The 24,238-nt window shown below is 63.9% G+C and carries 27 protein-coding genes; 13 read left to right on the top strand and 14 right to left on the bottom strand.

Annotated features, from left to right (window positions below):
- Positions 1–15 precede the first annotated feature (15 nt).
- Positions 16–678, top strand: a complete 663-nt coding sequence (locus tag ACOJB8_RS19345; protein WP_342947093.1) for a response regulator — start codon at positions 16–18, stop codon at positions 676–678.
- A complete protein-coding gene (locus ACOJB8_RS19340) occupies positions 675–2,075 on the top strand; it encodes an ATP-binding protein (protein ID WP_342947092.1) in 1,401 nt (466 codons plus the stop codon). Before ACOJB8_RS19345 ends, ACOJB8_RS19340 begins: the two co-directional genes overlap by 4 nt.
- Here the strand turns inward: ACOJB8_RS19340 and ampC are convergent.
- The 5 genes from ampC to ACOJB8_RS19315 all read right to left on the bottom strand — a co-directional run bounded on the left by ampC (position 2,072) and on the right by ACOJB8_RS19315 (position 7,808).
- Positions 2,072–3,244 carry a class C beta-lactamase gene (ampC, locus tag ACOJB8_RS19335; RefSeq protein WP_342947091.1) on the bottom strand — a complete coding sequence of 391 codons (1,173 nt, stop codon included), beginning with the start codon at positions 3,242–3,244 and terminating at the stop codon, positions 2,072–2,074. The genes ACOJB8_RS19340 and ampC overlap by 4 nt on opposite strands.
- Before the next feature lie 88 nt (positions 3,245–3,332).
- Entirely contained in the window at positions 3,333–4,859 is a 1,527-nt protein-coding gene (locus ACOJB8_RS19330; protein WP_342947090.1) for a purine-cytosine permease family protein, read from the bottom strand.
- A gap of 160 nt (positions 4,860–5,019) precedes the next feature.
- A complete protein-coding gene (locus tag ACOJB8_RS19325; RefSeq protein WP_342947089.1) occupies positions 5,020–5,949 on the bottom strand; it encodes a LysR family transcriptional regulator in 930 nt (309 codons plus the stop codon).
- Between the two features lie 12 nt (positions 5,950–5,961).
- Positions 5,962–7,395 carry an NAD(P)/FAD-dependent oxidoreductase gene (locus ACOJB8_RS19320; RefSeq protein ID WP_069266190.1) on the bottom strand — a complete coding sequence of 478 codons (1,434 nt, stop codon included), beginning with the start codon at positions 7,393–7,395 and terminating at the stop codon, positions 5,962–5,964.
- Between the two features lie 68 nt (positions 7,396–7,463).
- Positions 7,464–7,808 carry a cupin domain-containing protein gene (locus tag ACOJB8_RS19315; protein WP_342947088.1) on the bottom strand — a complete coding sequence of 115 codons (345 nt, stop codon included), beginning with the start codon at positions 7,806–7,808 and terminating at the stop codon, positions 7,464–7,466.
- A gap of 166 nt (positions 7,809–7,974) precedes the next feature.
- Here ACOJB8_RS19315 and ACOJB8_RS19310 point away from each other — a divergent pair, with 166 nt between their 5' ends.
- From ACOJB8_RS19310 to ACOJB8_RS19285, 6 genes are all read left to right on the top strand, one after another.
- Positions 7,975–8,805, top strand: a complete 831-nt coding sequence (locus ACOJB8_RS19310; RefSeq protein WP_342947087.1) for a helix-turn-helix transcriptional regulator — start codon at positions 7,975–7,977, stop codon at positions 8,803–8,805.
- Positions 8,806–8,943: 138 nt separating this feature from the next.
- Entirely contained in the window at positions 8,944–9,894 is a 951-nt protein-coding gene (speB, locus tag ACOJB8_RS19305; RefSeq protein WP_342947086.1) for an agmatinase, read from the top strand.
- 18 nt (positions 9,895–9,912) lie between these two features.
- Positions 9,913–11,397: an aldehyde dehydrogenase family protein gene (locus ACOJB8_RS19300; protein ID WP_342947085.1), complete on the top strand. Its 1,485-nt coding sequence runs from the start codon at positions 9,913–9,915 to the stop codon at positions 11,395–11,397.
- An 18-nt stretch (positions 11,398–11,415) separates the two neighbouring features.
- Positions 11,416–11,922 carry a DUF2946 domain-containing protein gene (locus ACOJB8_RS19295; RefSeq protein WP_342947084.1) on the top strand — a complete coding sequence of 169 codons (507 nt, stop codon included), beginning with the start codon at positions 11,416–11,418 and terminating at the stop codon, positions 11,920–11,922.
- A gap of 133 nt (positions 11,923–12,055) precedes the next feature.
- Complete coding sequence (locus ACOJB8_RS19290) at positions 12,056–12,937, top strand: hypothetical protein (protein WP_342947185.1); 882 nt, start codon at positions 12,056–12,058, stop codon at positions 12,935–12,937.
- A 28-nt stretch (positions 12,938–12,965) separates the two neighbouring features.
- A complete protein-coding gene (locus ACOJB8_RS19285) occupies positions 12,966–13,328 on the top strand; it encodes a copper resistance protein CopC (RefSeq protein ID WP_069266144.1) in 363 nt (120 codons plus the stop codon).
- A gap of 85 nt (positions 13,329–13,413) precedes the next feature.
- Here the strand turns inward: ACOJB8_RS19285 and ACOJB8_RS19280 are convergent, their stop codons facing one another.
- From ACOJB8_RS19280 to ACOJB8_RS19265, 4 genes are all read right to left on the bottom strand, one after another.
- A complete protein-coding gene (locus ACOJB8_RS19280; protein ID WP_342947083.1) occupies positions 13,414–13,638 on the bottom strand; it encodes a hypothetical protein in 225 nt (74 codons plus the stop codon).
- A gap of 219 nt (positions 13,639–13,857) precedes the next feature.
- Complete coding sequence (locus ACOJB8_RS19275; RefSeq protein ID WP_368684926.1) at positions 13,858–15,048, bottom strand: porin; 1,191 nt, start codon at positions 15,046–15,048, stop codon at positions 13,858–13,860.
- A 118-nt stretch (positions 15,049–15,166) separates the two neighbouring features.
- On the bottom strand, positions 15,167–15,961 hold the full coding sequence (locus ACOJB8_RS19270) for an ABC transporter substrate-binding protein (protein ID WP_406952929.1): 795 nt from the start codon (positions 15,959–15,961) through the stop codon (positions 15,167–15,169).
- A gap of 68 nt (positions 15,962–16,029) precedes the next feature.
- Positions 16,030–17,151, bottom strand: a complete 1,122-nt coding sequence (locus ACOJB8_RS19265; RefSeq protein WP_475013841.1) for a M20 aminoacylase family protein — start codon at positions 17,149–17,151, stop codon at positions 16,030–16,032.
- Between the two features lie 178 nt (positions 17,152–17,329).
- Here ACOJB8_RS19265 and ACOJB8_RS19260 point away from each other — a divergent pair, with 178 nt between their 5' ends.
- Complete coding sequence (locus tag ACOJB8_RS19260; protein ID WP_368684924.1) at positions 17,330–18,283, top strand: LysR substrate-binding domain-containing protein; 954 nt, start codon at positions 17,330–17,332, stop codon at positions 18,281–18,283.
- 44 nt (positions 18,284–18,327) lie between these two features.
- On the opposite strand, the gene ACOJB8_RS19255 is transcribed toward ACOJB8_RS19260, so the two are convergent.
- Together ACOJB8_RS19255 and ACOJB8_RS19250 are read right to left on the bottom strand one after the other, a co-directional pair.
- Positions 18,328–18,798, bottom strand: coding sequence for a ribonuclease (locus ACOJB8_RS19255; RefSeq protein WP_069266150.1), 471 nt, complete (start codon positions 18,796–18,798; stop codon positions 18,328–18,330).
- Between the two features lie 553 nt (positions 18,799–19,351).
- Entirely contained in the window at positions 19,352–20,464 is a 1,113-nt protein-coding gene (locus tag ACOJB8_RS19250; RefSeq protein ID WP_475013725.1) for an alkene reductase, read from the bottom strand.
- Between ACOJB8_RS19250 and ACOJB8_RS19245 the strand changes: the two genes are divergently transcribed.
- Complete coding sequence (locus ACOJB8_RS19245; RefSeq protein WP_141710742.1) at positions 20,463–20,720, top strand: hypothetical protein; 258 nt, start codon at positions 20,463–20,465, stop codon at positions 20,718–20,720. The two genes, ACOJB8_RS19250 and ACOJB8_RS19245, sit on opposite strands and share 2 nt — an antisense overlap.
- Before the next feature lie 112 nt (positions 20,721–20,832).
- A complete protein-coding gene (locus ACOJB8_RS19240) occupies positions 20,833–22,125 on the top strand; it encodes a D-amino acid dehydrogenase (protein ID WP_475013723.1) in 1,293 nt (430 codons plus the stop codon).
- Between the two features lie 49 nt (positions 22,126–22,174).
- Here the strand turns inward: ACOJB8_RS19240 and ACOJB8_RS19235 are convergent, their stop codons facing one another.
- Complete coding sequence (locus ACOJB8_RS19235; RefSeq protein ID WP_475013722.1) at positions 22,175–22,711, bottom strand: Uma2 family endonuclease; 537 nt, start codon at positions 22,709–22,711, stop codon at positions 22,175–22,177.
- A gap of 349 nt (positions 22,712–23,060) precedes the next feature.
- Between ACOJB8_RS19235 and ACOJB8_RS19230 the strand changes: the two genes are divergently transcribed.
- Positions 23,061–23,273, top strand: coding sequence for a hypothetical protein (locus ACOJB8_RS19230; protein WP_475013720.1), 213 nt, complete (start codon positions 23,061–23,063; stop codon positions 23,271–23,273).
- A gap of 18 nt (positions 23,274–23,291) precedes the next feature.
- Here the strand turns inward: ACOJB8_RS19230 and ACOJB8_RS19225 are convergent, their stop codons facing one another.
- Complete coding sequence (locus ACOJB8_RS19225; RefSeq protein ID WP_069266155.1) at positions 23,292–23,471, bottom strand: hypothetical protein; 180 nt, start codon at positions 23,469–23,471, stop codon at positions 23,292–23,294.
- An 11-nt stretch (positions 23,472–23,482) separates the two neighbouring features.
- On the bottom strand, positions 23,483–23,659 hold the full coding sequence (locus ACOJB8_RS19220) for a hypothetical protein (RefSeq protein ID WP_176732920.1): 177 nt from the start codon (positions 23,657–23,659) through the stop codon (positions 23,483–23,485).
- Between the two features lie 239 nt (positions 23,660–23,898).
- Here ACOJB8_RS19220 and ACOJB8_RS19215 point away from each other — a divergent pair, with 239 nt between their 5' ends.
- The gene (locus ACOJB8_RS19215) at positions 23,899–24,117 is read left to right on the top strand and encodes a hypothetical protein (protein WP_069266156.1); all 219 of its coding nucleotides are present in this window, start codon (positions 23,899–23,901) and stop codon (positions 24,115–24,117) included.
- Positions 24,118–24,238: the final 121 nt, after the last annotated feature.

The raw sequence follows: 24,238 nt of genomic DNA, 5'->3' as shown, positions 1-24,238 counted from the left end.
TTGGGGGAGCGAGCGATGCGCCTGTTGCTGGTGGAAGACGACGAAATGATTGCGGAAACGGTGCTCGACTCGATGCGCCGCGAGGGTCATGCCGTCGACTGGGCGCGCGACGGGCGGGAAGCGGAGCTTTCGCTCGACAACGACGTGTACGACCTCGTGCTGCTCGACCTCGGACTGCCGAAGAAGGACGGGATCGAAGTGCTGAACGGCTATCGCCGCAAGGGCGGCGAAGCGGCCGTGCTGATCCTGACCGCGCGCGACTCGGTGACAGACCGCATCGCCGGGCTCGACGCCGGCGCCGACGATTACCTCATCAAGCCCTTCGATCTCGACGAACTGGCCGCCCGCACGCGCGCCATGCTCCGCCGCCGCACGGGCCAGAAACAGCCCGTCTACACGCACAGCGGCCTCGCGCTCGACCCCGCCGCGCACGAGGTGACGAAAGACGGCGAAAGCGTCGCGCTCGTGCCGCGCGAATTTGCGCTGCTGCGCGTGCTCATCGAGCAGCCCGCGCGCGTCTTCACGAAGGCCGAACTCGAAGAGCGCATGTACGGCTGGGGCGAGGAAGTCGGCAGCAACGCGATCGAGGTGCACGTGCACAGCTTGCGCCGCAAGATCGGCACCGAGCAGATCGTGACTGTGCGCGGCGTAGGTTACCGGCTCAAGAGATCGGAATGAACTCCATCCGCCGCCGCCTGCTGGGCTGGCTCATCTGCGGATTCGCGGCCGCCTCCATCGTGGCCGGCTTCGGCATTTTTCACAGCGCGCGTGAAGAAGCGGGCGAGCTCTTTGATTACGAGCTGCATGCCGTGGCGCAATCCATGCCCGCGAACGCCGCGATGGCGCGCGAGGTCGAGCAGTCCGGCCCCGGCTTCGACGAGATCGCCGACGACCGTATTCTCATCCAGATCTGGGACCACGACGGCAAGCTGGTTTACCGCTCGCAGGAAACGCCCGTGCTGCCGCGCCAGGCCACGGGCTTTCGCACGATCGAGCACGACGAGGTGCATTGGCGCGTGTACGGCATCGCGCAACCGGATCGCTTCGTTCAGGTGGCGCAGCCCATTTCCGTGCGCGACGGGCTGGCGCTGCATCTCGCGCTGCATACGTTGTGGCCGCTCGCACTGCTCGTGCCGGTGGCCATCGTGCTGCTGCTGTTCGTGGTGACGCGCGGGCTCGCGCCGGTGGGCGCGTTGTCGGCGCTGCTCGCTTCGCGCTCGGCGCATGAGCTGGAGCCGTTGCGCCTCGACGGCTCGGTGCCCGTCGAACTGCGCCCGCTCGTCGTCGCGCTCAACGATCTGCTGGACCGCCTGAATACGGCTTCGCAGGCGCAGCGCACCTTCATCGCCGACGCGGCGCACGAGCTGCGCTCGCCGCTCGCCGCGCTCAAGCTGCAATGGCAGGCGGCGCTGCACGACGGCACGCTCAACGGCGAGCCGCGTACGCTCGAGCGCATGCAAACGCGCCTGAACCGCACGATCCGCCTCGTGCAGCAATTGCTCACGCTTGCGCGCGAAGATGCGCAAGCGAGCACGCCCGCCACTGTCGTGAGCCTGCGGCGGCTGGGAGAGCAGGCCATCGGCGACTTCTCGCTGCTCGCGGAAGAGAAAGGCATCGACCTCGGCCTCGAGTCGCGGCCGCCCATCACGCCCAATTGCATCTGCAACGTGAACGCCGACGCGCACGGCCTGAACACCCTGCTGAACAACCTGCTCGACAACGCGATCCGCTACACGCCCTCAGGCGGCAAGATCGATCTCGTGCTCACCCGTTCGCAGGACACGCTCGGCTTCGAAGTCATCGATAACGGGCCCGGGATTCCCGAAGCCGATCTCGAGCGCGTGGTCGACCGCTTCTTTCGCGGCGATCATGCTCAGGGCACAGGCAGCGGGCTCGGTCTTTCGATCGTGGCGCGCATCGCGCAGCGTCATGGCCTGACGTTCACGCTGCGCAACAACCCGGGCGGGCGCGGTCTCACGGCGGCGGTGAGCGGGCTGCCTGTGCACGAGAGCCCGGCGGCTAACACGAATGCGCCCGCCAGCCGAACCGCGCGGGCGACGAGCGATTCGGCCTAAGGTGCAGGCACGCCCTGCACCCGTTCCAGCACGCGATAGGCGAACCGCACGCGCGACTCGGTGGGGTGATTGCGGTTGGCGAGAATGACGATGGCCGTCTTGCGCGAAGGCTCGAACGCCAGATAGCCGCCAAAACCATTGGTCGCGCCCGTCTTGTCGAGCAACACGTCGGGCTGCGGCGGCAGCGGCGGAATCAACGCCGTGGCCGGGTTGTCCTCCAGCACCATCACGTTCGCGTTGCCTTTCACGAGATCGTTCAGGCCCACTGGCTGCGCGTACTGCTCCCATACGAGGTCCTGAACGAACGGCCCCGTGCGGAAATAGCCCACATGCGCGGCCTCCAGCGCGCGCTGCATCTCCGGCTCCACTTCGACCTGGCCCAGGTTCGCTTCGAGAAAGCGCAGCATGTCGCGCGTATCCGATTTCACGCCGTAGGCTTCGTCGGCTAGCACGCCGGGATGCAGACGCACCGGCGCGTTCTTGCTGTTGTAGCCCTGCGCATAGGCCGCGCGCTCCGCGGCCGGCACGCGGATGAACGTGTGCGTGAGCCCGAGCTTCGGAAAGAGCAGTGTCTCCACCGCATCCGGGTAGCTCATGCCGAGCTGCTGCGCCGCGATGCGCGCGAACATGCCGATGCTCGGGTTCGCGTAGGTGCGCTGCGTGCCTGCCGGATAACGCGGCCGCCATGCCTTGAGCCAAGCTGTCAGCTGCGCGTCGTTCGTGACTTCATCGGGCACCTGCAGCGGGAAGCCGCCGCCCGTGTGCGTACCGAGATTGACGAGCGTGAGCGCGCCGAACGGCGTTCCGCGCATCTCGGGCACATAGGTGCTCACCGGCGCATCGAGCGAGAGCTTGCCATTCACCTGCGCCCACCCGGCCAGGGTGGCGGCGAACGTCTTGCTCATCGAGCCGAGTTCGAACAGCGTTTCGTTCGTGACCGGCTCGCCCGTTTCCTTCGATGCGACGCCGAAGTTGTAGAAGCGCTCCGTGCCGTTCACGGCGACCCCGATCGCGAGACCGGCGATGCCGTTCTCGCGCATGAAGGCGAGCGCGGCTTCGCGTATTTGAGCGTCGCTGCCGGTGGCAGGTTCGGCGGCAAAGCCGGGACCGCTTATGGCGATGGCGAAGAGCAGGGCACCGGCACCGCCCCTTACGAGTGAACGAAGCAAGATCGCCTCCTTACGCGCTGCGCAAAGCGGTGATCTTACCCGCTCTCTGCGCAACGGCTCCCGGCGAAGCGACCTGGTGCTTGCCGACTTACTCGGCGTATTCCGGGCTGCGTTGCAGTTCACGCACCGCGCCAGCGGTTTGCCCGCGCGCGCCGCCGCGCACGAAGCGGCGCCCTTCCCGGCCGTACACGGCATCCGGCTCGGGGAAGATCGTCAGCAGTACGACGTAGATCATGCCACCCACCGCCAGCGAAACCGGCACGCTCAGATCGAGTCCACCCGCCAGCGAGCCAAGCGGACCGACGAATTGCCCCGGCAGATTCACGAACGAAAGACCGAGGAACGCCGCCGGCAGCCAGGCACCCATCGCGCGCAGATTCCAGCCGTGCGTGAACCAGTAGTGGCCGCCACGGCCGCCGCGATTGAAGACCTGGAGGTCATCGTTGAGATAGTGGCCGCGGCGCGTAACGAACCCGATCACCATGATCGCCATCCACGGGCAGCTGAACGTGCAGATGAGCGTGGAGAACGTCGAGACGCTTTCCACGAGATTGAACGCGAAGCGGCCGACGAAGATGAAGCCGATGGCCAGCGTGCCGATCAGCATGGTCGCACGCACGCGATTCAGGAGTCTCGGAAACATGCTCGACATGTCGAGGCCGGTGCCATAGAGCGCGGTCGTGCCCGTGGACATGCCGCCGATGATCGCAATGAGGCACGTAGGCAGCAGGAACCAGCGCGGCGACACGGCCAGCAGTCCGCCGACATAGTCGTTCGAGGCAATAAAGCTCGGCGCCTTCGTAGCGATGAGCGTAGCCGTGACGAGGCCGAAGAAGAATGGCACGAAAGTGGCGATCTGCGCGGCGAATACGGCGCCCATCACGCGGTGGCGCGGTGTGTGCTGCGGAATGTAGCGCGCCCAGTCGCCGAGCGTCGAGGCGAACGACACCGGGTTGCTCAATGCGACGAGCACGGCGCTCACGAAGGCCACCCAGAAACCCGCGCCGCCCTCATGCAGCGTGCCGGCGTAGTTGGGATCGAATGCGCCCGCGAACGCGAAGGCGCCCACCACGAACATGAGGCTCGCCGCCCATACGGCGATCTTGTTCACCCACAGCATGAAGCGAAAGCCGTAGATGCACACCACCACCACGAGCACGGCGAACACCATGTAAGCCGAGCTGAGTGTCCAGGCGTTGACCGGCACGCCGACCATGTCGTGCGCGCCGCCCACGAGTGCATCGCCCGAACTCCACACGGCGAGCGCGAAGAACGCGATCGATGTGAGCAGCGCGAGGAACGAGCCCACGATCCGCCCATGGATGCCGAAGTGCGCCCCCGACGAAACGGGATCGCTCGTGCCGTTGCGCGGACCGAACAGGCTCATGGGCGCGAGAATGCAGGTGCCGGCGAGCACGCCGAGCACGAGGGACCACACGCCCGCCTTGAACGAGAGGCCGACCAGCACCGGAAAGCTGCCCAGCACCGAGGTGGAGAAGGTATTGCAGCCGCCGAACAGCAGCCGGAAAAGATCGATGGGCCGCGCGTAGCGCGATGCATCGGGAATGCGTTCGAAACCGAAGGTTTCGATCTGGGTAATGCTGTTATTGCTCATTGTCTCACTCCTTGCCGCGCTGATCTGGCTGCTTTTGCAACAACCGGCCAACGCACTATCAACGTCTCTCGCCCACTTTAATCGATCGCAGCGGGCTAATTATTCTGCATTCCATACGTTTACATCTTGCGCAGCCAATGTATGGCGCGCAGCGCTTCTTTCATTCAACCAGCGCTTCGGGCGCGGCGGCATGCTGCCCGTAGACGCCCAGCAGATCGTCGCAGAACGCGCGCACGATGGGCTTTTCCGCCGCGCTGCGCTTGACGGCCAGATGCATCGGCACGTCGAAGCCGAACGTGGTGCGTCCGAGCGCCCGGATGAGGCCGCGCTGCTCGAACGGCTCGGCGTGATGCGCAGGCAGATAGCCGATATGGCTGCCCGAGAGGATCAGGACCGTGGCGGCGTCGATGCTGTCGGCAATCGCCGTCACCTGCCGGTCGCCGATACCGGCAAGCTCCTCCGGGATCGGATAGCTGCGCCAGACCCAGTCGTGCTCGCGCAGGTCATCGACATTGACGTGCGGCGCATGATGGAACAGCGCGTGCCCGCGCCCGCAGCACAGCACCTGGCGCTCGCTGAACAGCTCGGTGTAGTCGAGGCCCGCCACGCGATGCCAGAAGTAGCCGATCGCAATGTCGAGGTGGTTGTTGACGAGGCTTTCTTCGAGTTCCTGCGGCGCCGCGACCTTCATCGTGAAACGCACGGCCTGATCGCGTTTGCGGAATGCGCCTATCGCTTCCGCGAGCCGCGCGTTCTCGACGTGCGAAGCCTGGCCAATCAGGCCGATGCCGAGCGTGCCGACGAGTTTTCGGTCGATATCGCGCACCCGCGCGACGAACTCGGTGGTGGCCGCAACGAGCGCGCGCGCCGAGGGCACGAAACGTTCGCCCTTCGACGTGAGACGAAAGCCGCCGCGTCCGCGCTCGCAGAGCTTGAAGCCCACGCGCGCCTCGAGCGCCGAGAGCTGCGTGCTGATGGTGGACTGCCGCACGCCTAGCGTCGCTTCGGCTGCCGTGATACCGCGCGCGTCCACCACGGCGAGAAACACGCGGATGAGCCGCAGGTCGAGATCGGAGGTATTGGAGAACATGCCGCTAGTCCCTCACATCGGAAAGCCCATCGCCTTGATACCCTTGATCCACGCGCGCTTCCAGCCGCCTTCGGCGTCGGCGCCGTCGAACGCATGGAACGTGACCTTGGCGGCCAGCCAGCGCACTGGCTCCGGCGGGATATAGGTCGGGCTCTGGTTGGCGATATCGAGCGTGCGCTCGGGGCTGTTGCGGTCGAACAGGATATTCAGGCCCATGAAGGCGCCGAAGCGGCTCGCCGCCACGCCAAAGCCCGTGTAACCCGCCACGAAAACAGCTTTGTCGTTCAGATAGCGCTTCGCGAATACGGAGCCGCGCGAGCAGTAGTCGATCGGGCCGCCCCATGCATGCGAGAAGCGCACGTCCGCAAGCTGCGGGAAGGTGCGGTAGAACGCCTGCGCGAGCCGATAGTAGGTCTCGGCCTTCTGGTCCTGCGCGGGATTCGGATCGCCGTCGAAGTGATAGCTCACGAGCCCGCCGAAGATGATGTTGTTGTTCTTCGTGAGGCGGAAGTAATTGAGCTGCGTGCGCGTGTCGTAAATGCCCTGGCGATGCTTCCAGCCGATACGCGCGAGCTGTTCTTCGGTGAGCGCTTCGGTGGCGAGCACGTGGTCGCGCACCTGCAGCACGCGCCGGTTGATATCGGGAATGCCGACCTTCGCCGTACCGCTGCCGAATACCACGCGCGGCGCGCGCACGCTGCCTTCGGGCGTCTTCACGTAAACAGTTTGGCCTTCGTCGATGACATCGATGAGCGGCGTGTGCTCGTAGAGCTTCACGCCGAGCGAAAGCGCCGCGCGTTTGAGGCCCCACGCGAGCTTGGCCGGATGCACGATGCCGCTGCGATTGCGCGACCACAGCGCGCCGGCGAACAACGGCGAATCGAGTTGCTCGCGCGTCGCTTTGCTGTCGAGCAGAACGACATCGTGCCCGTAGCGCCTGTGCAGCTCGTAGTCGCCGCGCAAGTGCTCGATATGCTCCGGATCGACCGCCACCGTCATTTCGCCGTTCCATTCGATGTCGGCGTCGATGTTGTAGCGCTTGAGCGTCTGCTCGAAGCCATCGAGGTTGTGATGACCGAATTCTTCGAGCTGCGCAATATCGTTGGGGAATACCCGTACGGCATTGGGCAGTCCATGCATCACCGAAGTCGAGATGATGCCGCCCGCGCGGCCCGACGCGCCGTGCGCGACCTTACCCGCCTCGATCAGCACGACGTTCAGATGCGGCATCTGCTCCCTGGCCTGCACGGCGGCCCATAGCCCCGTGAAACCGCCGCCGACGATCAGCAGGTCGGCCTCGACGTTGGCGGTGAGCCTGGGCTCGGTCGGCGGCTCGGCGGGGTTGTCGAGCCAGTACGGAAAGAACCGTGTGCGCGAAAGCGCCTCTTGCACGCTGAGCGTGGCTCCCGGGCGCGATTCGACTTCAACTTCTGCAGGGGTACTCATGATTGGCTTCACTGCGCGGAACGAGAGAAACAGAACCGCCTCCCGTTGAAGGCGGCTCGCCATGGTCCTTAGGCCTGTTCGAGCACGACGTAGAACTTCTTCGCGTCTTCGAGGGTTTCCCAGCGGCCTGCAAAGCCGGCGGGCAGCAGATAGCCCTGGCCGGCCGCAAATTCCTTGCGGGCGCCGTTCGCGTCGGTCAGGGCGATCTTGCCTTCCACGAGCCATACCGCTTCGTCGGCGGTCGTGGCCGGGAAGTCCACCGCGCCGACCTTGCCTTCCCACCAGCCGATCACGTAGTGATTGTTCTTGCCGACCGTGGCGCGCCAGTCGCTTTCGTCCATGCCGTATTCCAGTTTGGTGAATTCGCCGATGCCAGCGCCCAGCGGCACGATGTCCTGAATCAGTTTGCTCATTTGCGTCGCTTCCAGTTGATTGAGTGACGCCAAAGTTACCGACTCGCGCGGTTGCGGTATGCCCCCCCTCAGGGGGGGCAAGCGGTATTTTGCTGCGTGATTTGGGCATTTTGGGCGGCCAATAGCGTTCGGCTATAATCAATCAGCCATTATGAATGGGCGTGCCATGCTGCTCAACGTCCCCCCGCTGAACCGCGATCAACCGAACTTTCCGCTCTCGTTCAAGACCCTCGGCAACGTGATCGAGGCCGTCGGCACGCCCGATTTCGTGCCGCGTCTCACGCTGCTGCTCAACGAGGTCGTGCCGGTCAATGTCGTGCATATCGAACGTTCGCGCGCGGACAACACGATGCCCACGGGCTATCGCTGCGAATGGATCGGCAGTGGCGGGGTCGGAATGGATTCGGGCGCGATCTCGGACGTGATGACGCTCTACTACGACCGCTTCTATGAAAGCGATCCGCTCTTCGCGGGCATTCGCGGCAAGCTCGGCACGATGCTGGTGGTGCGCGACATCGGCGCGATGCCGCCGGGCGAATTCCGCCAGCGGCTCTTCGACGAGGCGCGCATTGCCCACGAATGCGTGCTCGCTCGCGGCACCCGCCACGCGCAGGACTCCATCGCGCTCGAACGCGGGCTGCGCGAACCGCCGTTTACGCTCATGGAAATGAACCGTTTTCGCAGCGTGAGCGAGTTTCTGTTTCCACTGCTCGAATTGCACGCCTCCACGAGCGCGGCCCGGCGCATCGCCCATGCGGCTCCGTTCATGCATCCGCTCGCGCAGTTCGACGCACGCCTTGCGGCCGACAACGTGCGCCTGTCCAAGCGCGAATACGAAACCTGTGCGCACCTCATCACCGGCAAGACCGTGCCCGAAGCCGCGCAGATCCTGGGCGTGCAGGTGGCCACCGCCGAGTCGTACGTGAAGCGCGCCTTCGCGAAACTGGGCGTGCGCACCAAGCGCGAACTGATCGCCTGGGGCCACGCCGCGGTTTAGTCAGGCCGGTCGGCCTGTTAAGGACCCGCATACATCGATTTCCATCGATGTAAACATCTCAACTTCAATATTTGGCCGCGCGGGATCTCCCCTACCATCGCCCGATCGATTTGACTCTAACGATCGGAGACACACCAGATGGAACGCCACTTCAACCAACCGCAGGGCGGCAACGAGATGCCGCGATTCGGCGGCATCGCCACGATGATGCGCCTGCCGCAGGCCGAGACCACCGAGGGCCTCGACGTCTGCTTCGTGGGCGTGCCGCTCGATATCGGCACCTCGAATCGCTCCGGCACGCGCTTCGGGCCGCGCCAGATCCGCTCGGAATCGGTGCTGCTGCGCCCGTACAACATGGCCACGCGCGCGGCGCCGTTCGATTCGCTGCAGGTGGCCGATATCGGTGACGTCGCAACGAATCCGTATGACCTGAAGGATTCGATTCGTCTGATCGAAGCGGCCTACGACCGCATCGTCGAGACGGGCTGCCGCCCGATCACGCTCGGCGGCGACCACACGATCGCGTGGCCGATCCTGCGCGCGCTGCACAAGAAATACGGCAAGGTCGCCGTCGTCCACATCGACGCTCACGCCGATGTGAACGACACCATGTTCGGTGAAAAGATCGCGCACGGCACGCCGTTTCGCCGCGCCGTCGAGGATGGCCTCCTGCAATGCGACAAGGTCACGCAAATCGGCCTGCGCGGCACCGGCTATCACGCAGAAGACTTCGACTGGTGCCGCAAGCAGGGTTTCACCGTCGTGCAAGCCGAAGCCTGCTGGAACCGCTCGCTCGCACCGCTCATGGAGGAGGTGCGCGAGCGCGTGGGCGACACGCCCGTGTACCTGAGCTTCGATATCGACGGGCTCGATCCCGCCTTCGCGCCCGGCACCGGCACGCCCGAAATCGGCGGCCTCACCGTGCACCAGGGCCTCGAAATCGTGCGCGGCATGAAGGGGCTCAACGTAGTGGGCGCCGATCTCGTCGAAGTCTCGCCGCCGTACGACCAGGCCGGCACGACCGCGCTCGTGGGCGCGAATCTCGCCTTCGAAATGCTTTGCATCATGCCCGGCGTGGCTTACCGCTAGGGCGCGAGGAGACACCTCATGGCTACGAATACCGAACGTCGGATCGACGGCGAAGCCTTCGTGCTGCCCGCCGCAACGATTGCGGGCGAAACCTTTTGCGCCGCGGACAGCGAAGTGTGCTCGCGCATCTGCAATGCGGCCACGGGCGAAACGATCGGCTGGCAGGAGCACGCGACGGCCGCGATGGTCGATCGGGCCGTGCACGCCGCGCACGATGCGCTCATCGCGTGGCGGCACACCACACCGGCCGCGCGCGGCAGGCTGCTGCGCAAGATCGCCGAACTGGTGGAAGCCGACCGCGCACGCCTCGCTGCCATGCAGATGCAGGTGAGCGGCAAGCCGCCGTTCGAAGCAGACCTCGACGTGAGCGACGCCGTCGCGACGTTCAACTACTACGCCAGCCTCTGCGATGACGCCTCGGCGTTCGCCGCCGAACCGGTCGCGGTGCCGGACGATGCGCTGCTGGCCGAACGCGTGCACGAACCGGTCGGCGTCGCGGCGCTGATCGTGCCGTGGAATTTCCCGATGGTCACGACGGCGTGGAAACTCGCACCCGCGCTGGCCGCGGGCTGCACGGTCGTCATCAAGCCTTCGGAACTCACCTCGCCCACCGAGCACATGCTCGCCGCAATCGTGAGCGAAGCGGGCGTGCCCGATGGTGTCGTGAACGTGGTCAACGGCGGCGGCGACGTCGGCGCGTGGCTGACGACGCATCCGCTCGTCGACAAGATCTCGTTCACCGGCAGCACGGCTTCGGGCCGCAAGGTCATGCAGACCGCCGCGCAGGACATGAAGCGCCTCACGCTCGAACTGGGCGGCAAATCCGCGCTGATCGTGCGCGAAGACGCCGACGTGGCGCAGGCCGTCTCGCTCGCGGTGGGCGGCGCGTTCACCAACGCCGGACAGATGTGCTCGGCCACCGCGCGTATCCTCGTGCACGACAACGTGTATCGCAAGTTCATGGCCGCGTTCGAGACCGCGGTGCGAGCCGTCGTGGTCGCGCCGCCTCAAGGTGCGGACGCGGCAATGGGACCGCTCATCAGCGCGGCCCAACACGCGCGCGTGGCCGCCCTTGTGGCGCAAGGCGTCGAAGCGGGCGCACAGATTGCGTTCGCGGGGAAACTCGATCCCGCCTGCGCCGATGGCTTCTTCATGGCGCCCGTCGTCATCGCGGAGCCCGCGGCGGACAACGTGCTGTGGACCGACGAAGTTTTCGGACCGGTCGCGTGCGTGAAGTCTTTCCGTTCGGATGACGAAGCAATCGCACTCGCCAACGATACACGTTACGGACTGGTCGCCACGGTCGTGACGCGCGACGAAAAGGCCGCGCGACGCTACAAGGCGCAGTTGCGCGCCGGGCTCGTCTGGGTGAACACCCCGCAACTGATCTTCCCGCAAGTGTGCTGGGGCGGCTTCGGCCTGAGCGGCATCGGCCGCGAACTGGGCGTCGCGGGCTTGCGCAGCTACCAGGAATTGCGTCACACAGTCGGCCTGCGCGGCTGATCGCTTCAAGGCACTTTCGTGCCGGCTTCACGCGGGCTCGATCGCTTTGACGGGCGGCGCTGCCGTCGTCAGCCGCGCGGCGGGGATGGCGGCTCGCGTGGCATAATCACCGCACTATTTCCGCCACTTCACGCCGTGCGCCGATTCCATCTCAGGCTGGGCAGTCTACTGGGGACGCTTGCGCTCCTCATGGCGACGCTCGCGCCGGTGGTTTCGCATCTGCTTGCCGCCCAGGCCATGCAGATGGCGCCCGGCACGGTGGAACGCGCGCCCTGCGGCATGCCTTCGATGGAGCATCACGTTCACGGCGCGAGCGGCACAGCGGGCACGCACGCAACGTCGGGCGACATGCAGGACTGCGGCTATTGCAGCTTCTTCGCGCACCTGCCCGTCGTGTCCGGCGTACCCGTGGCGCTATTCGTCGTCGGCCGGCTCGTGCAAGCGCGCATCGCGGCGCAGTTCGAAAGCGTTCGCCTCGTCGCGCCCGCGGGCCGCATCCACGCACGCGCCCCACCCCTGTCCTGACTGGCTCGACCATGCCAATCCCGGCCGACGCGCCCAGCGTGTCGCCGGGTCTGCCCGCGCGCCGCCGAAGCTCGCGCGCGTGCCTCGCTCCTCGACAGGACAACTCATGTCTGACCAATCGCCTTCCAGCCGCATGGCGCCGGGCGTTCTTTCCGACCTTCGCACACTCGGTCGACTCGTCGGCTGCGCGCTGCTGCTCGGACCGTGCGTGGCCCATGCACACGCCATCGCGGGCGACCGCGTTTTCCCCTCCACGCTCTCCGTCGACGACCCGGGCGTAGGCGACGAAGCCAACCTCGAATTCGGGCACCAGCGCGTGCCGGCTGACGCCGGCGACCAGAGCATCAACACCTTCCGCTTCGAGTACGACAAGCTCATCACGCCGCGGCTCGCGTTCTCGGTGGACGGCGGCTACGTCATGCAGAACAACCCCACGGCGCGCGGCTTCGACAACTTCGGCGTGGGGCTCAAGTACCTGCTCTACGTGAACGATGCGCATGAATTCATGACCTCGGTCGGCGTGAACGCCGAACTCGGCGGCACCGGCAGCCGGGCGATCGCCAACAACTTCTCGACGATCTCGCCCACGGTCTTCGCCGGCAAGGGCATGGGCGATCTGCCCGACTCGCTCGCCTGGCTGCGGCCCATCGCCATCACCGGAGAAGCGGGACCGTCGTTCACGACCGGAGGCGGGCAACCGAACTCGTTCGACTATGGCTTCACGTTCCAGTACAGCCTGCCCTACCTGCAGCAGCACGTGCACGACCTCGGCTTGCCGCAGCCGTTTTCCAACCTCATCCCGCTGGTCGAAGTGCCCCTCTCGCGCAGCCAGGGACAAACGACCGGGACCGTCAACCCCGGCTTCGTCTGGATGAACCGTTACGGCCAGCTCGGCATCGAAGCACAGATCCCGATCAACCGGGCGAGCGGCTCGCACGTCGGCATCCTCGCGCAGGTGCACATTTTCTTCGACGATGTCGCGCCGCGCACGATCGGCAAGCCGCTGTTCCAGTAAGCCAGCACATTCACACAGGAATATCGCCATGAAACTCGCTACTTTGCGCACGGCTGTTGCCTCGATCGCGCTACTCGCCGCCCACCTCGCATGGGCGCACGCCTATCCGAAGCATCAGGAACCGCCCGCGGGATCGACCGCGCCGGCCACGCTCAACGCGGTCGTGATCGACTTCGACGATGGGCTCGAGCCCGCGTTCAGCTCCATCGACGTGACCGACGCGCAGGGCAAATCCGTCATTCGCGAGAAGGCCAAGGTCGATGCGGGCAACAGCAAGCGCATGTCGGTTGCGCTGAACGCGCTGACGCCCGGCAAGTATTCGGTGGTGTGGGTCGCCGTTGCCGCCGATGGGCATCGCACGACCGGACATTACTCGTTCGATGTGAAGTGAACGGGTAACGAGGAGATGAGGCCATGCTGCGATTTCTTGCGCTTTCGCAGCGTGGCTCTTCGTGGTTATCCGGCGGGGTGCCGGCTCAATGCGGCGTGGTTGTGGTAAAGGCTTCGGGCGAGCCGTTCAAGGCGTCGTACAGATCCCCAACGGGCAAGTCGCCGATTTCGTTGTGGATATAGGCGTTAAACGCGCGGTCGTAGAGCGCACGCCCGGCGTCGGTTTCCATCGTCATGTCGAAGCCGTTGAGAACCAGGCCGGCGATCTCGTCGGCTTCGAGCAGGATGTGTTCAGCTTTCTTTCGTTCCATGGTAGTGCTCCGGTACTGCAGGATCAGGCAATTTTAAAGGGAACGGCCCAAAAATGCTGGGAAAAAAACGGGGGCGATTCGGTTTCGTTCCCGCGATGCGGCATACGCCGACGCGCGACAATACTTAGTTATCCGATTAATTTTCGAAACCTGAGTCTTTCATAAAATCACCATGGGCGGCGCTCAGACCGTGCAGAGCGCCGCGTGCAGGCTACGACGTCAGAAGCTGTGACGAATGGCGGCACGTACCACGACCTGGCGGGAAGTGGACGAGAGATCCTGCGCGCCGGGCACATAAGCCTGGTCGAGCGACGAGCCGGTCTTGTCGCCCGCCACGAGCTGGAATGCGCCCTGCAGATACACGTCCGTGCGTTTCGAGAGGTTGTAGTCGGCCATCACGCCCACGGAGTGGATCGATGGCTTCACGCTGCCTGTCGTCGCGTCGTAGTGTACGAGCGTGTAGACATAGTCCGCTCCGACGTAGAAAGCCGGCGTAAGCTGATACTTGCCGTTCACCTCGAAGTTCTGATACCTGAGCGACGTCACCCGGCCGCCGGCGAGCGGCCCCGTCACCGGCTGGATCGTCTCGTCACCGGTGAGATACCCGACGTTCGCCACAGGCTGGCCGATGTACGTATTGGTGTACGCGAAGCCGACCGTTGCCGAGCCCGCTGTGTAGCTCACGCCAGCGCCGAAAATCTGCAGACGCGACGAAGCGAAATTGCCGTCCGCGCCGTTCGTACTGCTCGCGCCCGCAATCGCGCCGCCCGAGGTCAGCGCGGGGTTGCTGGCGTTCAGGTAGGCCGCGGCGATGAGCCATTCGCCCACCGTGTATTGCGCCCCCACGCTCACCGCGCGGTTGTTCGCGAAGTTCGTGTCGTTGCTGAAGCTATACGTGCCGCCGAACGAGAAGCCGCCGAACGTCGGACTCGCGTATTTGATGGTGTTGTTCAGGCGAAAGGTATTGTCGGTATTGTCGTTGTCGTAGGGGTGCGAAAACAGGTAGCCGCCCCAGTTGCCGTTCGCCGTCGTCTGCGCGAGATAGTCCACCACGGCGTCGTACTGACGCCCGAACGTGAGCGTGCCGTAGCGTTCATTGGCGAGACCAACGTACGCCTGGCGTCCGAAGGCTCGGCCGCCTTGTGCCAGCGTCCCGTTGCTCGCATTGAAGCCGCTTTCGATCTGAAAGACCGCGCTGTTGCCGCCGCCCAGGTCTTCAGTGCCCTTCAGACCCCAGCGGCTGCCTTGGGCGTAGCCGCTCGTCATTTCGTAGACGGCGTGACCGCCGACGTTGTTCGTATAGTCAATGCCCTCGTCGATCAAACCGTACAGGGTCACGCTGCTTTGCGCAAAGGCTGGCGCCGCCGCACCGCACAGCGCCATGACGCAAACGATCTTCCTCTTGCTCATATGTCTTCCGTTTTTATAAGTCATACTTACTATCAGGCGAATACGTAGCCCGCTTATCCTCACCAGGCGGATCGCATGCCTCGCGTCCGCCCTGGTCAATTGCACGACCTGTCCAGAGTTATTTCGCGCCGTAAATATCGAAGTCGAAGTACTTCTTGTTGATACGCGCGTAAGTGCCGTTTGCGAGAATGTCGGCGAGCGCGCCGTTGAAGGCTTCGCGCAGTTCGGTGTCCTGCTTGCGCAGGCCGAGACCGTCGCCCTGACCAAAGAATTTCGGGTCGTCGATGGCCTGGCCCGCGAACGTGAAGTCCTTGCCTTCAGGGCGCTTCAGAAAGCCGTCGCTTGCGGCGATCGACGCCTGAAACGCGGCATCCAGGCGGCCCGACGTCAAATCGGTATAGACCTGGTCCTGGTTTTGATAGGGGACGATCTCCACGCCCGCGGGCTGCCACTTCGCGCGCGCGTAGTCTTCCTGACTCGTGCCCTGCTCCACGCCCACGCGCTTGCCCTTGAGCGAAGCCGCATCGGGCAGGAGCGGCGAGCCGCGGCGTACGACGAGCCGCGCGGGCGCATTCGAGATCTTGTTCGTGAAGGCGATCTGCTCCGCGCGCTTGGGCGTGATCGTCATCGACGAAGAGATGACGTCGAACTTGCGCGCGATGAGGCCTGGAATCATGCCGTCGAAGCTCGTTTCCACCCATACGCAACGCGCGTTCAGTTGCGCGCACAACGCATTGGCAATGTCCACGCCGAAGCCCGTGAGCTTGCCGTCCGGCGTTTTGTATTCGAGCGGCGGGTAAGTGGGATCGACCGCGAGCCGGATCTCCCGGCCCTTCAGGTCCACCGCGTGCGCCTGTCCCGCCGTTGCCGCCGCAGCGAGCGCCAGTGAAAGCGCCATCGTCCATTGCTTCATTTGCCCGTCTCCTTCGTGTCGTTTCGGTTGTTTCAATTGCTTCGGTGGTTTCTGCGATTTCTGTGGTGCTATTGCAGAATGTGTTCTGCGAGCTTGACCCAGTAGCTCGCGCCAATGGCAAGGCTCGCGTCGTTGAAGTCGTAGCCGGGGTTGTGAAGCGAGCAGTGCTGCTCGCCGTCACCATTGCCGATCGAGAGGTAGCTGCCGGGGCAGCGCTCCAGCATGTACGCGAAGTCCTCGCTCGCCATGAGCGGGCGCAGGCCGTCGAGCAGCATCTCCGGGCCGCCCCATTCGAGCGCGACGCGGCGCGCCACCTCGGTCTCGTCGCTATGGTTGACGAGCACCGGGTAGTCATGGCGGTAGTCGATCTCCACGCGCGCGCCGTAACTCGCGGCCTGCCCGTGCGCCACTTCACGGATGCGGCGCTCGAGCAGTTCGCGCACCGGCGCCGAAAGCGCGCGCACGCTCAGGTGCAGGTCGGCGTGCGATGCAATGACGTTCGAGGCGCTCCCCGCGTGCAGCGCGCCGACGCTCACGACGGCCTGATCGTGCGGCGCCACGTTGCGCGCCACCACGCTTTGCAGCGCCATGACGATTGAGGCGCCGACCACGACGGGATCGATCGTCTGCTGCGGGGCGGCCGCATGGCCGCCGCGGCCGATCACGCGGATCGTCACCTCGTCCGCACTGGCCATGAAGGCGCCGCTGTGAAAGCCGATTCGTCCTGCTGGGAAGCCTGGTACGTTATGCATCGCGAACACGGCGTCGCAGGCAAAGCGCTCGAAGAGGCCGTCCTCGATCATCTTGCGCGCGCCGCCCAGGCCTTCTTCGGCCGGCTGAAAAATCAGGTGCAACGTGCCGCGCCACTGTGCGGTTTGCGCGAGGCATCGAGCGGCTGCCAGCAGTATCGCCGTGTGGCCGTCATGGCCGCAGGCATGCATCACGCCTTCGTTGCCGCTGGCGTAGGGAAGGCCCGTCGCCTCGCGTATGGGCAGCGCATCCATGTCGGCGCGCAGCCCAAGCCTGAACCCCCTGCCGCGCTCGAACGTGGCGACCACGCCCGTGCCGCCCACGCCCCGCGTCACGCGATAGCCCCATGCTTCGAGCTTTTCGGCGACAAGCGCGCTCGTCACATGTTCTTCGAAGCCCAGTTCGGGCTGCGCATGCAACTGGCGGCGCAACGCAATCATGTCGCCTTCGATTGCCGCCACCTCGGGCAAAACCCACTGTCTGCTCAATTCGCCTCCTCAGTCCATTCGTGCATCGTGGAGCGAATCGTATGCAGCGCAAATTCCGGGGAACAGCCAGCGTTTTGTTATGATGACAACCCACCGTTGTCACCCCACCTCTCTCGCCGCGCACGCTGACATGAAACTGCACCAACTGGAAGCGCTGGTCGCCAGCGCGGACGCCGGCAGTATTCGCGGCGCGGCCCGGTCGCTTGGGCTTTCGCAGGCGGCAGTCACGCGCGCGCTGCGCGAACTGGAGGCAAACGAGCGCCTGCCGCTCCTGATCCGCGCGCCCGAAGGCATTACCTTCACCGAGCACGGCAAGGTGCTGCTCACGCACGCGCGCATCGTGCTCAATCAACTCGAACACGCACACAACGACCTCGAGCGACTGAGAGGCCGTGTGGAAGGCAGTCTCACGGTGGGCGTCACGCCGTGGATTACGCTGACCTTTCTGGCCGAGGCCGTACGGCTGTTTCGCGAGCGCATGCCCGACATCCGTCTGGAACTGGTCGAAGGATTGATGGCCGTTGCCCAGCCGCTGCTGCGCGACGGCAGCATGGATTTCGCCGTCGGCCAGTTGCAGCCCGGCGCGAGTGAGCAGGAGTTCGCATCCGAGGCTGTGCTCACTTACGAATCGTCGGTGATGGTGCGGGAAGGACACCGGAAAGTGCGGGCGCGCTCGATCCGCGAACTGCTCGATGAAGACTGGGTGCTGAATTTCGCACCGGACGGCAAACGCGATCTGGTCGACTATCTGTTCACGCGCCACGGCGCGCAGATCGACGAACGCCGCATTGTGCGCGCGCAGTCGGTAGCGACGCTGCAAACCATGGTGGAGCAGGCAGACATGTGCACGTGGAGCCCGACGATCCTGAGCCACGTGCCGCCGTTCGGAGGCCGCCTGCGCTCGCTCGCGTTGCGCGAAGCGTTCGAACCCCGACAACTGGGCATCGTCACGCGCCGCAACAGCACACTGAGCCGCGCGGCCGTTGCTTTCATCGACTGTTTGCTGCAGGTGATACGCCGCCACGCGCGCTCGGCGAAGAAAGAAGACCTCGCCTTGTTCAAAACCCTGGAGCTATTGATTTAGCGCCCGAGCATGCGCTCAGGTACGACGAAAATCTGGATTCGCCTTTACCCGGCAATGCGCTTGAAGCTGACGTAGTAGTCGTCGGTGTAATAGCAGTCGCTGGTCTGCTTGCGCGGTCCACCACATACGACCCGGCGCTGCCCACGATCCGTCATGCCCGGGGTGCGCACCGTGTATGTGTGGTAGTAGCCGCGTGGATGCTGCGGCAGTAATTGCGCCGTGTTACGGAACAAGACGCCGTCGTCCGCAAAAGGAAAGGGGCCGCCCGCTTTGATCAGCCGCAGTGTCTCGGTCGCTTCCCCCGGCAACTGCTTCATGGTGACGGTACCCAGCGCGCCCGCAACCTGCGCGCCTGATGCGGCAGGTGTGCCGCTTGCGCCCTGCGCGGGCTGACCCGGCGCCTGGCTCGCAGATGCCCCCGACGCCTCGGTGACGTTTCGCGAACTCTCCTTGCCGCAACCGCCAAGGATCGCGCCCAAGGCGACGACGCAAGGGAAAACCCACGCTCTCTTCACGAAACGATTCTCCCCTCGTTGACCGGCACTCGACGAACAGGACAAACGTAAAGGTAGCGCGAATGGCGGAGCGAATCAATGCTCGACCGGGAACACGCACTCGTACACGTGACCCAGGCAGACGAACGGCGGCCGCTCACACCCGTTCCGATGTAAGCGGCCTGGACTTGCAATCACATACTGCCTGGATGAAGCGGTACTTCAACTGCGTGTTGCTCCGCACTTCAACTGCGTGATTCAACTGCGCGATGCTCTGCTCTTCAACTGCACGGTACTCTGCACTTCAACAACGAGTTGCCCTGCACTCCTCATTGATTCAACAGCGTGGTGCTTCGACATTGACACTCAACTCTGCCACATACGACTACAACTGCCGGACTGCTGTTCTGCAACGGGTACACGGTATGGTCCAACTCGACCGCAGGAGGGGAATCCTGGGATGGAGCCAACGTCTCGCTCCATGAAAGACAGTGTAGGCGTAGACGCGCTGAACCAATTGCCCGAAACGAGCCCAATATCGCGCTGAATTCGCGCAATTGGGCGGCCGCCCTGCTCAGGCTACTGCCTGCGTCCCGGACTGATAGAACGGGTAGTCCGTATAACCGACGTGTGTGCCGCCAAAGAACGTGGGGCGGTCGTACCGGTTGAGCGACAGCTTGCGACGCAGCCGCTCCGGAAGATCGGGATTCGCAATGAAGTGACGACCGAATGCAACCAGATCGGCATCGCCGGCCTGCAGGATGGCCTCGGCCTTTTCGCCGTCGAAGCCGCCGGCCGCGATGATGGTGCCCGCATAGTGCTTGCGAATGAGCTGGGCAGCAACGGGATTGGGATCGGCGCCCTCGTTTTCGACATTGCCGAGAATGCGGGGCTCGATGAGGTGCAGGTACGCGAGATTCAGCTTGGCGAGTTCTTGCGCAACATACGCGAACAAGCCGACAGGATCGCTATCCGACATATCGCCCCACGACCCGCTCGGCCCAAGGCGCACGGCAACCTTGTCGCTTCCCCACACGGAAATCACAGCCCGTGTGGCTTCCATCAACAGGCGGGCGCGGTTTTCGAACGAACCGCCATAGATGTCCGTCCGCTTGTTGCTGCCGTCCTGCAGGAACTGGTCGAACAGATAGCCGTTTGCGGCGTGCAGTTCCACGCCGTCGAAGCCCGCCGCGACGCCGCGTGCCGCCGCAGCGCGAAAGCTCTCGACGATACCCGCAATTTCATCCGTCTCAAGGGCGCGATTCGGCGTATTCGGAAACCAGCCGGCGTCCGTGTAGGCGACGCCGCCGTGAGGGACTTCCGAGGGACCCACGGGCCGCCCGCCATCGGGTTGCAGCTCCGAGTTCGACTGGCGCCCAGCGTGGTAGAGCTGAAGGAAAATCTTCGCGCCTTTCACGTGCACGGCATCGGTCACGCGCTTCCAGCCCGCAATCTGACTATCGTCGTACAAGCCAGGCGCACCGAGATAGCCGTTGCCGTTCGGCGCAGCGATGGTGGCCTCGCCGATCAGAAAGCCGCCGGCCGACGCGCGTTGCGCGTAATACTCCGCCATGAGTGCGCCGGGAATCGCGCCGCTTTCGGCGCGCATGCGGGTGAGCGGTGCAAGAACGACCCGGTGCGAGAACGTGTAAGGGCCGACTTTGACTTCAGAAAAGAGCTTGGACATGATTTACCCGAAGAAAGATGGGAAGGCGCGTCGATTGCTGGTTGTCCGACGTGACAGCGACGAAGCCGCAGAGTTAGCTTCCTTCGCCGTGACATCGATGAGCCAGAGTGTATATGCACACGTCGATGAATTTATCCCGATTCCTTCCAATACTGTTCGCGTATTTCGCAAACAATCCTTCAGCCGGGAAGCCGGTTTGAAAACATCCGTCCTCCTCCAGGCGACATGGCTATTTCAACCAGAAATAACCCGCTAAACATTATTGAAAACTGCTCGCATGTCGCTAGCATTCCTTCATCGACTGCCAGATCGAATACCGGCAGCGTTCATCAGATGTTGGCGGCCGCCTGGCTGGGGAGACTACGGATATGCGAGTTCTGGTATTGGGCAGTGGGGTCGTCGGCGTGACGAGCGCGTACTATCTGGCGCGCGCCGGCCATGAAGTCACTGTCATCGACCGCGAGCACGGTCCTGCGCTCGAGACGAGCTTCGCGAACGCCGGGCAAATTTCTCCGGGATACGCGGCGCCGTGGGCGGCCCCTGGTGTTCCGCTCAAAGCCGTTAAGTGGATGTTCCAGAAGCATGCCCCGCTCGCCATCCGCCCGGATGACGCGGACAAGCAGTTCCAGCTGCAGTGGATGTGGCAGATGCTGCAGAACTGCACGGCGGAGCGCTACGCCATCAACAAGAACCGCATGGTGCGGCTTGCGCAATACAGCCGCGATTGCCTGATCGCGCTGCGCGCGGAAACGGGCATCCAGTACGAAGGACGAACCGGCGGGACGCTGCAGGTTTTCCGGACACAGCAGCAGTTCGACGGCGCGGCAAAGGACATCGCCGTCCTCAAAGAGGCGAACGTTCCCTACGAGTTGCTCAGTGCAGGCGAACTCTCGCGGGTCGAGCCGGCCCTCGCCGCAACCTCGCAAAAATTGACCGGCGGTCTTCGCTTGCCTGGCGACGAGACAGGCGACTGCCAGCTGTTCACGACCAGGCTTGCCGCGCTCGCCGAGGAGGCCGGTGTGACGTTCCGCTACAACACGATCGTCGATACGCTCGTCGTCGAAGACTGCAAGGTCGTTGGCGTCCGTCACGGAACGAGGCTCATCCATGCCGACGCGTTCGTTGTCGCGTTTGGTTCCTATTCGACGAGTTTCCTGTCTGGCCTCGTCAAGATTCCGGTCTACCCGCTCAAGGGGTATTCCATCACGGCGCCGATCCTGGACGAGGCACGCGCCCCTGTCTCGACTGTCCTCGACGAGACCTACAAGATCGCCATCACGCGCTTCGATAAACGAATTCGCGTGGGCGGCATGGCCGAGATCGTGGGGTTCGACAAGCGCCTGCGCGAGGCTCGGCGCGAGACACTCGAAATGTGCGTGAACGATCTGTTCCCGGGTGGCGGCGACACATCGAAGGCGACGTTCTGGACCGGGCTGCGGCCGATGACGCCGGACGGCACGCCCATTGTTGGCCGCACTGCCGTGCCCAACCTCTTCCTGAACACGGGCCATGGCACGCTTGGGTGGACCATGTCGTGCGGTTCGGCGCAGCTTCTCGCCGACCTGATTTCAGGCAGGAAGCCCGCTATCGAGCACGATGATTTGAACGTGTTCCGCTACGCCAGGGAGCCGGAGGCCCCGGCGGATTTCGCGCTGGATTAGTCAGCACTGCTGGTGGAGTCGCGAGCGTCGGCCGACGCTCATCTTATGATCAGTGCGAAGACGGAGCGAACGCTTCGAAGTACATCCGCTCGAGTGTGAGCATGATGCCGAACTGCGAAGTTTGCCGCAGCCCATTGGCGCCGCAGAACTGCAGCTCTCCGCGCTGGCCGACAACGATGACCTCCTGGGCGCCGCCCTCGAGGTACGCCCTGACCCGCGCGCCGATGTCATGCGCATACTTGCGGTCGAGGAGCACCTCGACGCACAGATCCGGCACAAACGGAACAGGATCGTCCCGGTCAAACCCTTCCCACTTTTCAGGCGGCATCCAGACGACGTCGGGTACGCGGATGCCAAATGACGGTGTCGCCACGGCAACCGACATCGCTGCCACGTGACCAATCTGCTCGGCGATCTGGCAGTACACGTCGGTGAGAACAATCTGGCGCCGTGCCGAGGGCTGAGGATGCGGCACCACTTCACCGCGGCCATCGAGTTCACAGCATTCCCACGCCCCGGAATCGGCGCTGGAGTGCATCCGACGCCAGGTCGCTACCAGCCCGTCCTGCTCGAGAAGAGTCGACACAACCACAAGCCTCCGATAAGGGAATTTTCTAAGGGTATTCCCTTTGTTGGCCGCTGAAAAGCCATTGTTTCTGTGCATTGCACAATAAACCAGGCAATGTGCATGGATTCGAATTTGCACCCGTTATCGGGCCATATCGGGCGGTCTTACATTCAGGTCGATGCAAACGTTGCGGCCAAATCGGACGGGCATTCGATTTTCATTGTGCAACGCATCAACATCGCCCCAAAGGGTAGTATCAGTGTTGGGTATTCAGCTTTTGCCGAAGTCGCATTCTGCGGGTGCGTCGTTGAAGTGCTACCGTAAGGGTTTGTCGAGTGCGCCCCGGCGCTTGAACACGAGAAGTGCAATGGAAATCGATGCGGAGACTTTCCGGCGACTGCGCCGTCTCGCCCCCGTCGTTGACGACATACTCAACGCCGGAGAAGTCGAACATGCGAGCCAGGCAGTGAATCTCGCGGCGCTCGCGCAACTATGCTCGACCCTCTTCGACGCTTACTGCTCGATACATCCCGAGGAGATCGCGCAAGCCAACCTGGACATGCTCGAGTCGCAAAAGTAGCGACCGGCGGCGCCAGAGTCACTGCGGGTCCGGATGCGCCAGGCCCGCTTCCTCGATGATCTGTTCGTATTTTTCCGCGCCGACGACGTCACGGTACTCCTGTTTCAGCCGGATGAGCGCCTGCGCCGTTCTGGAAATCACCCCGGAGACTTCCAGCTGCTCAGCGTGCACGAGGGCCTGCCCCAAAGTCATGGCCACGTCAGTATTCCTTATTGCAGTTGAACAGCCATCAAGTCGTTGACGAACGTGGGCTGGGCCGAAGCAAACTCCATCAGGTTGGGGAAGCCCTCGCTGAGCGCAAACGCTTCCAGCGCATCCTTGCCGCTGTCAGCCTTGATGCGGCCGTAGCTTTCGATCATCTTCAGGTCGGTAATCAGGTACACCATTTCAACCTCTTTGCGTCTATGGATGCCTCGAGTCGTTGTCCGCTCAAGGATGCTTTCGAAGAGTACGTAGCGTCACTTAAATCGAGCTTAAACAATGCCGACAGGACGAAAGCCTTGCCGGGCCGGCGATCAGGAAGCGCAGGCTGCCGCTTCGGCGCCTGACGGCATGCCCTCGTCGAGGAGAGAAGTTAAGATGAGAACGAGATAAGCAACGGCTCCCGCCTTCAGGCACCAGAAAGATGGAACGAGAGACTTACAAGGGCTACGATTTGTGGGGTCATGCCATCGCGCAACAGGCAGAGCTGCTGACGCCAGAGCGCTACGCGGGGGGCGGGACCATCATCCAGGGGAACAAGCTCATCTGCACTTCCGGAGTCCTCGACCTGTTCGATTCGGAGGAGGAAGCGCAGGACGCGGGAATCGCCTGGGCAAAGGCGTGGGTCGACACACACGGTTAGCAGGCAGGCGCAACGCAAGTTCCGTGATACTTCGCTTCAGTCGGCGCCTACGTGCGCGCAGATACACGGGTGCCACATCGCACTTCGAGGCAACCTTCCATCCGAAAGCCCACCGCGCCTC

The organism is Paraburkholderia sp. BR10141 (genome assembly GCF_056155635.1).
Note: the sequence above shows the minus strand (reverse complement) of the source record. Positions and strands in the feature narration are given on the sequence as shown.